Below are 6,595 nucleotides of genomic sequence, written 5' to 3' on the forward strand. Positions count from 1 at the left end.
GGAGAGGAACAGGGCGTGGCCGTGGCTGTATTTGTGGCCATCGACCTTGCCGAGCCTGCCTTCGCTGGCCTTTGTCAACCGAACAACCGGGCCGTCATCCTTTAACCCCATCGCAGAGCCGAGCCCGATATCCTTCACGACGATCTTTCCGCAGTAGATGGGCGCATCGCCAGTTCGATGTCCGATCTTTTCCGCGTGGAATGTAACCGTGAGATCGCAATGGAGCGGCCAGTATTGCGCGCGGTAGTCGTAGTCGACGTGGTGCCCATCTGCGGTAAAGACATCAGCCCACGTTGGCTCTCCCCGGTCGAATATAGCTTCTCCGGTGTCACTGCTGATCCCCGATGGGAGGTCGAGTGCGACGACCTTCCCTCCTGGATCGGCGATTAGTTCCGAGAAAGACAGCCTCACATCGTCAAGTAGCGCACCAACTTCCGCCGGGATCGGTCGAGTTAGACCGGTACCGAACAAGCCGTCGATCCAGATATCGGGACGGCAGTCGTCGTGGAAGCGCATGAATGCATCGTATGCCGCTGTAATCGGCATCACCTCCCCCATCCCCCGCCACCGCTCATAATTCACCCGCGCATCCGGCGGCATCCTTTCCGGGTCGCCGTAGAGGAACACCTCGACCTCCCAGCCCCACTCCTTCAGGAGCCGCGCCACGACGAAGCCGTCGCCGCCGTTGTTGCCCGGCCCGCAGAGCACCACGGCCCGGAACGACCCCGTCTTCAGCTCCGGCCATTCCTCGAAGATCGCCTCCACGACGCCCCGCCCGGCGCGCTCCATCAGCTCGAGTCCGGTGACCTTCCCGCTCTCGATCGCCGCCTGTTCGATCGCGCGCATCTGCGCGGCGGTGAGCAGTTCGGTCATGGCTCGGGCACCTCGGAATTCTAAATCTGCACGCGGGGCGATCACGTTGCACAAAATTTGTGCAGCGACCCCGGAATCCCCGGCGCCCGCCCTTCCCCCGGAGCCTAGCCAATTGTCCGTGCCCGGCGAAAGTGGTGACAGGGGCCAGCTTGCACGAAATGCCCCGGGGGGAGTCGCGGCCCATGAAGAAGATCGAAGCCATCATCAAGCCCTTCAAGCTCGACGAGGTTAAGGAGGCGCTTCAGGAGGTCGGCGTGCAGGGGCTTTCGGTCATCGAGGTCAAGGGCTTCGGACGCCAGAAGGGCCATACCGAGCTTTACCGCGGCGCCGAGTACGTCGTCGACTTTCTGCCCAAGGTGAAGATCGAGGTGGTGCTCTCGGACGACATGGTCGAGGCCGCGATCGAGGCCATCGTCTCGGCCGCGCGCACCGACAAGATCGGCGACGGCAAGATCTTCGTCTCCCCCGTCGAACAGGTCATCCGCATCCGCACCGGCGAGACCGGCGAGGACGCGATCTGAATTCCGGGCATCCGCCCGCCCCACGCTCCAAGAGAAGGACACGACGAGATGAGCGTAAAGAACGCCCTGAAGCTCATGAAGGACGAGGAGGTCGAATATGTCGACGTCCGCTTCACCGACCCGCGCGGGCGGCTCCAGCATGTGACGCTGATCGCCGACCTCGTCGACGAGGATTTCTTCGAGGAAGGCTTCATGTTCGACGGCTCCTCCATCGCCGGATGGAAGTCGATCGACCAGTCGGACATGAAGCTCATCCCCGACCCGAACTCGGTCTACATCGACCCGTTCTATGCCGAGAAGACGATGTGCATCCACTGCAACGTCGTCGAGCCGGACACCGGCGAGCCCTACAGCCGCGACCCGCGCGGCACGGCGGTCAAGGCGGAGGCCTATCTCAAGTCCTCCGGCATCGGCGATGTCGCCTATTTCGGCCCCGAGGCCGAGTTCTTCATCTTCGACGACGTGCGCTACTCGGTCGCGCCGAACAAGGTGTCCTACCAGATCGACGCCGAACACGCGGCCTGGAACACGGACGCCGAGTACGAGACCGGGAACCTCGGCCACCGGCCGACCTACAAGGGGGGCTACTTCCCGGTGAACCCGGCCGACGAGGGCCAGGACATCCGCTCGGAGATGCTCTCGACCATGAAGCGCATGGGGCTGAAGGTCGACAAGCACCACCACGAGGTCGCGACCTGCCAGCACGAGCTCGGGCTCATCTTCGGCGGGCTGACCGAACAGGCCGACAACATCCTGAAGTACAAATACGTCATCCACAACGTGGCGGCCGCCTACGGCAAGACCGTGACCTTCATGCCGAAACCGATGAAGGGTGACAACGGCTCGGGCATGCACGTCAACATGTCGATCTGGAAGGACGGCAAGCCCTTGTTCGCCGGCGACAAGTATGCCGACCTCAGCCAGGAGGCGCTGTGGTTCATCGGCGGCATCCTGAAGCATGCCAAGGCGCTCAACGCCTTCACCAACCCCGGCACCAACTCCTACAAGCGGCTGATCCCGGGCTTCGAGGCGCCCGTGCTGCGCGCCTATTCCGCCCGCAACCGCTCCGGCGCCGTGCGTATCCCGTGGACCGAGAGCCCGAAAGCCAAGCGCGTCGAGGCCCGTTTCCCCGATCCATCGGCCAACCCCTATCTCTGCTTCGCGGCCCTCCTGATGGCCGGCCTCGACGGGATCCGGAACAAGATCGACCCGGGCCCCGCGTCGGACAAGGACCTCTACGACCTTCCGCCCGAGGAACTGGCCGAGATCCCGACCGTCTGCGGCTCCCTGCGCGAGGCGCTGGAGGAACTGGAGAAGGATCACGACTTCCTGCTCGCCGGGGACGTCTTCACCCGCGACCAGATCGACGGCTACGTGGCGCTGAAGTGGGAAGAGGTCTACGCCTACGAACACACGCCCCACCCGATCGAATACCAGATGTACTACAGCTGCTGACAGAAAGGGGCGCCTTCGGGCGCCCTTCTTCTTTCGCGGGCCGACGCGCCGCCCGCAAACCGTGCCCGTTCGGGCGAATTCCCGCCCGAATCGGGGTCTAGCTTCGGGCAACGGCAAATTCGGCGGGGGCTGTCATGAGTTCCATCCAGATCGGGCCTGCGGGCATGACGGCGACGCCGGCTCTCCTCGGCGCCATGGCGGCCGGAACGGATCGGCGCACCACGGACTGGATCGAGGCGACGATGCGCGCGAACGAGGTGCCGAGCGTCGTCGATCTCGCCAAGCGCCCCGACGCGCGCAACAGGCTCCTGCGCCTTCTCGACCTCTGAGAGGGTCAGCCGCCGGCGCCCTGCCGCTCCCAGCCCTCGCGCTGGTCCGCCGTCAGGTCCTCATAGCGCAGCACGAAGGTGTGGATCGAGAAGACCACGGCACCCGTTCGCGGCAGCCGCACGAGGCACTGTCGCTCCGACCTCATGTACGCTGGCGCGCCCGCCGCAGGCCGTGGCCGGCGCGCGCCGGCGTGGCGCGGCTGGTGGAGCTCGGCATCGGCGTAGAGAAGCGCGTTCGCCCGCATCAGCACCTGGCCCGGCCGGATCGCGTCGAAAAGCCGCTGCACCCGCCTTGCGATGTCCGCATCGTAGCTTTCGACCGGCTCGTGAATGCCCAGGAGCGGCCGGCCGGCCTTCTCCGCCAGCGTCCAGCTTGCCGGGAAGCAGAGCACGGCGGCGGTCAGCACGTGTTCTTCCCCGCGTCGTTCCAGGACGCAGAAATCCTCCTGCGCGAGCCGGCCCGCAACCGCCATCGGGTGGTCGCCGTCGAGCGCGACCGAGACGCCGTCAGGCCGGGTGATCGTGCCGGAGCGCCGGTAGCCGGGGGTGGCCGTAACCTGAGCGGCCACGACCTCCACCAGTTCCTCCGCCGCCGGCCGCGCGGAGGGATCGAGCGCAAGCACCGTGCCCGCACGCTCGGCGATCAGCCGGTCGCGCAGGGCCATCTGGCCCGCGAAGGCTTCGTCGGCGAGAAGCCAGTCGCGCGGCGCGACCGGCCGGATGCCCGGCAGGCGCGCCGCCGAAGGCTCGATCCAGGGCGCGAAGGGGAGCGATGTCTGCAGGATCGGGTCCATGGGCTTCCCGTAACAGGCCGATTGCGGCCGTCAACGGCGGAAACGGACGCGACTTGCGTCGCATTCGGAGGGGACCGCCCGGCGCCCGCTGTCCGATGCTCGCCCGACGAGGGAGGAGCCCCGGCATGACCGACCATTACCGCGACCGTCGCAAGATCGACCCGACGAGGGGTGACCGTCTGCCCGACGGCAGCCCCAACGACAACGACCGGGTGGAGATCGGGCCGACCCAGCTTGCCTTCCGCGAATGGGCCGCGGCCGGGCTGACGCCCCCCGACCTCGCCGCGATGCGCGAGTTCCGCTGGCGCAGGCTCACCGACGCGATCGTCGCGCGTGGCTGGGGCGGGCTCCTGCTGTTCGATCCGCTGAACATCCGCTACGCCACCGACACCACCAACATGCAGCTCTGGAACGCGCACAACCCGTTCCGCGCCTGCCTTCTGTGCGCCGACGGGCATATGGTGATCTGGGAATACAAGAACGCGCCGTTCCTCGTCTCCTTCAACCCGCTGGTGAAGGAAATCCGCGCGGGTGCGTCCTTCTTCTACGCCGTCTCGGGCGACCGGGGCGAGGCCGACGCCGCCTCATTCGCCGGGCAGGTGGAAGAGGTGATGCGGGCCCATGCCGGCGCCAACCGCCGCCTTGGCGTCGACAAGATCCAGATCCACGGGCTCAGGGCACTGGAGCGCGCGGGCTTCGAGGTGATGGAAGGGGAGGAACTGACCGAGCGAACTCGCGCGATCAAGGGCAAGGACGAAATTCTCGCCATGCGCTGCGCCCATCATGCCTGCGAGGCGGCGATCGCCGAGATGGAAGCGTTCACCAGAGAAAACGTACCGAAAGGCGGTGTCAGCGAGGACGATATCTGGTCGGAATTGCACAAAGGCAACATTCGGCGCGGCGGCGAGTGGATCGAGACACGGCTTCTGGCCTCCGGGCCGCGGACCAATCCGTGGTTCCAGGAATGCGGGCCGCGGATTGTCCAGCCGAACGAGATCGTCGCCTTCGACACCGACCTGATCGGCTCCTACGGAATCTGCATCGACATCTCGCGCACCTGGTGGGTGGGCGACGCCCGGCCCACCAACGCGATGGTCTCGGCGATGAACCATGCGCTCGACCACATCCGCGACCATCAGGCCCGGCTCAGGCCCGGGGTGTCGATCCGCGAACTGGTGTTCGGGGGACACCGGCTGGAGGACCAGTACTGGGCGCAGAAATATTCCTGCAAGATGCACGGCGTCGGGCTTTGCGACGAGTGGCCCTATGTCCCCTACCCCGACGCCTGGGCCGAGGGCGCCTTCGACCATGTCATCGAGGAAGGCATGGTGATCTGCACCGAGGCGCTCGTCAGCCCCGAGGGCGGCGATTTCTCCATCAAGATCGAGGACCAGGTGCTGGTGACGGCGACGGGCTGCGAGAACCTGACGACCTATCCCTTCGATCCGCGGCTGACCGGCGCGGCCTGACCGGGGTCAGTCGGCCACGAACCCCGCGGCCTTGTGGCTGCCGTCACAATATGGCTTGTTCTTCGACTGCCCGCAGCGGCAGAAGAACACCTGCCGGGTCCGGTTCACGGTGCGCCCCGTGCCCGACACGATCTCGAGATTGCCCACCACCTTCAACGGCCCGTTCGGCTGCGGCTGGAGGTCGACCGGGCCATCGCGCGCCTCAAGGGGCGGGGTCTCCCGCGCGGCGGGCTCGCCCGTCGCGGTGAACCCGGCCGCGACATGGGAATTGTCGCAATAGGGCTTGTTCTTCGACAGGCCGCAGCGGCAGAGCGTGGCCCGCACGCTGTCGTGGGGTTCGCCGCGCAGCCGCAGGTCGGCCTCGAAGGCCAGGGGGCCGTTCTCGCGGACATGGACCATGTTGACCGCCGGCGGCAGGTTCGAGCTTGCGACCCCCCCGCCACCCACCCGCTCCACCCGGATCGCGCCCGAGGGGCAGAGCTGGCCGATGCGGATCACCTCGTCGGCCGGGGCGGCATCGGGGCGAATCCACGCGCCCTTGACGTTCGGCACGAAGACCTCGGGGTGACGCAGGACGCAGTTGCGCGAATGGATGCAGCGCGTGCCGTCAAAATGCACGATCACCTCGCGCCCGGCCACTGTCTCGGTCATGTTCGGCTCCCCCTGACTCGTCGATTCATGCTCGGCCCGTGGCGCGCGCCGGTCAAGCGCGGCGGTAGGTTGACCGCATCGTGTAGTCCTTCCGCGGCCCCCGCACCCTCCATTCCGCCTGCCACTCCGGCCAGCGCGCGAAGTCGTAGCGTACACGGTAATCGTCGGGGTCGCACCAGTGCCTGGCCTCGGGCGCGGCGGGGTCAAAGGCGTGGAACGGCCGCCCGTCGCCATGCTCGACGACGATCCGCCCCGCCTCCTCGCGCCAGAGATAGTCCCGGACCGCCAGCACCTCGGGACCGGTGCCGAGCCTGAGCTGTCCCTCCTCGCGGTAGGCGAGACCCGCCGCCGTCGGGCGGAACTCGGCCACACCGCTGAAGTGCCCGGCCACGCCACCGAGCCGGTCGTCGATCAGGCGCTCGATCCGCCAGCGCCCGGCGAAATCCTCAAGCCGCATCGCCATCCCCGGTTGCATCCGCCGTTCCTGCCCCGCCATAGTGCCC

General features: G+C 67.0%; 8 protein-coding genes. 4 read left to right on the forward strand and 4 right to left on the reverse strand.

Annotated features, from left to right (window positions below):
- A partial coding sequence (locus F9K34_RS16145; RefSeq protein ID WP_291338146.1) for an NAD(P)H-hydrate epimerase occupies positions 1-873 on the reverse strand: 873 nt, incomplete at its 3' end.
- Between the two features lie 182 nt (positions 874-1,055).
- Here F9K34_RS16145 and F9K34_RS16150 point away from each other — a divergent pair.
- From F9K34_RS16150 to F9K34_RS16160, 3 genes are all read left to right on the forward strand, one after another.
- Complete coding sequence (locus F9K34_RS16150; RefSeq protein WP_291338147.1) at positions 1,056-1,394, forward strand: P-II family nitrogen regulator; 339 nt, start codon at positions 1,056-1,058, stop codon at positions 1,392-1,394.
- A 48-nt stretch (positions 1,395-1,442) separates the two neighbouring features.
- Positions 1,443-2,849 (forward strand): type I glutamate--ammonia ligase, encoded by a 1,407-nt coding sequence (gene glnA, locus F9K34_RS16155; RefSeq protein ID WP_291338148.1) that lies wholly within the window; start codon positions 1,443-1,445, stop codon positions 2,847-2,849.
- Positions 2,850-2,983: 134 nt separating this feature from the next.
- Positions 2,984-3,178 (forward strand): hypothetical protein, encoded by a 195-nt coding sequence (locus F9K34_RS16160; protein WP_291338149.1) that lies wholly within the window; start codon positions 2,984-2,986, stop codon positions 3,176-3,178.
- Positions 3,179-3,183: 5 nt separating this feature from the next.
- On the opposite strand, the gene F9K34_RS16165 is transcribed toward F9K34_RS16160, so the two are convergent.
- Positions 3,184-3,972, reverse strand: coding sequence for a heme-dependent oxidative N-demethylase family protein (locus F9K34_RS16165; protein ID WP_291338150.1), 789 nt, complete (start codon positions 3,970-3,972; stop codon positions 3,184-3,186).
- A 125-nt stretch (positions 3,973-4,097) separates the two neighbouring features.
- Here F9K34_RS16165 and dddP point away from each other — a divergent pair, with 125 nt between their 5' ends.
- Entirely contained in the window at positions 4,098-5,441 is a 1,344-nt protein-coding gene (dddP, locus tag F9K34_RS16170) for a dimethylsulfonioproprionate lyase DddP (protein ID WP_291338151.1), read from the forward strand.
- Between the two features lie 6 nt (positions 5,442-5,447).
- Here dddP and F9K34_RS16175 read toward each other — a convergent pair whose 3' ends face one another.
- Both F9K34_RS16175 and F9K34_RS16180 read right to left on the reverse strand, forming a co-directional pair.
- The gene (locus tag F9K34_RS16175) at positions 5,448-6,092 is read right to left on the reverse strand and encodes a CDGSH iron-sulfur domain-containing protein (protein WP_291338152.1); all 645 of its coding nucleotides are present in this window, start codon (positions 6,090-6,092) and stop codon (positions 5,448-5,450) included.
- Positions 6,093-6,144: 52 nt separating this feature from the next.
- Positions 6,145-6,595 (reverse strand): DUF6314 family protein (locus F9K34_RS16180; RefSeq protein ID WP_366557919.1); only part of this gene is annotated, 451 nt, incomplete at its 5' end.

Source organism: Albidovulum sp., from assembly GCF_008933605.1.
Taxonomy (GTDB): domain Bacteria; phylum Pseudomonadota; class Alphaproteobacteria; order Rhodobacterales; family Rhodobacteraceae; genus Albidovulum.

Excerpts from the sequence above, each read along its gene's own strand:
- F9K34_RS16175 (WP_291338152.1), bottom strand. The coding sequence starts at position 6,092 with ATGACCGAGACAGTGGCCGGGCGCGAGGTGATCGTGCATTTTGACGGC.
- glnA (WP_291338148.1), top strand. The coding sequence starts at position 1,443 with ATGAGCGTAAAGAACGCCCTGAAGCTCATGAAGGACGAGGAGGTCGAA.
- dddP (WP_291338151.1), top strand. The coding sequence starts at position 4,098 with ATGACCGACCATTACCGCGACCGTCGCAAGATCGACCCGACGAGGGGT.
- F9K34_RS16150 (WP_291338147.1), top strand. The coding sequence starts at position 1,056 with ATGAAGAAGATCGAAGCCATCATCAAGCCCTTCAAGCTCGACGAGGTT.
- F9K34_RS16160 (WP_291338149.1), top strand. The coding sequence starts at position 2,984 with ATGAGTTCCATCCAGATCGGGCCTGCGGGCATGACGGCGACGCCGGCT.
- F9K34_RS16165 (WP_291338150.1), bottom strand. The coding sequence starts at position 3,972 with ATGGACCCGATCCTGCAGACATCGCTCCCCTTCGCGCCCTGGATCGAG.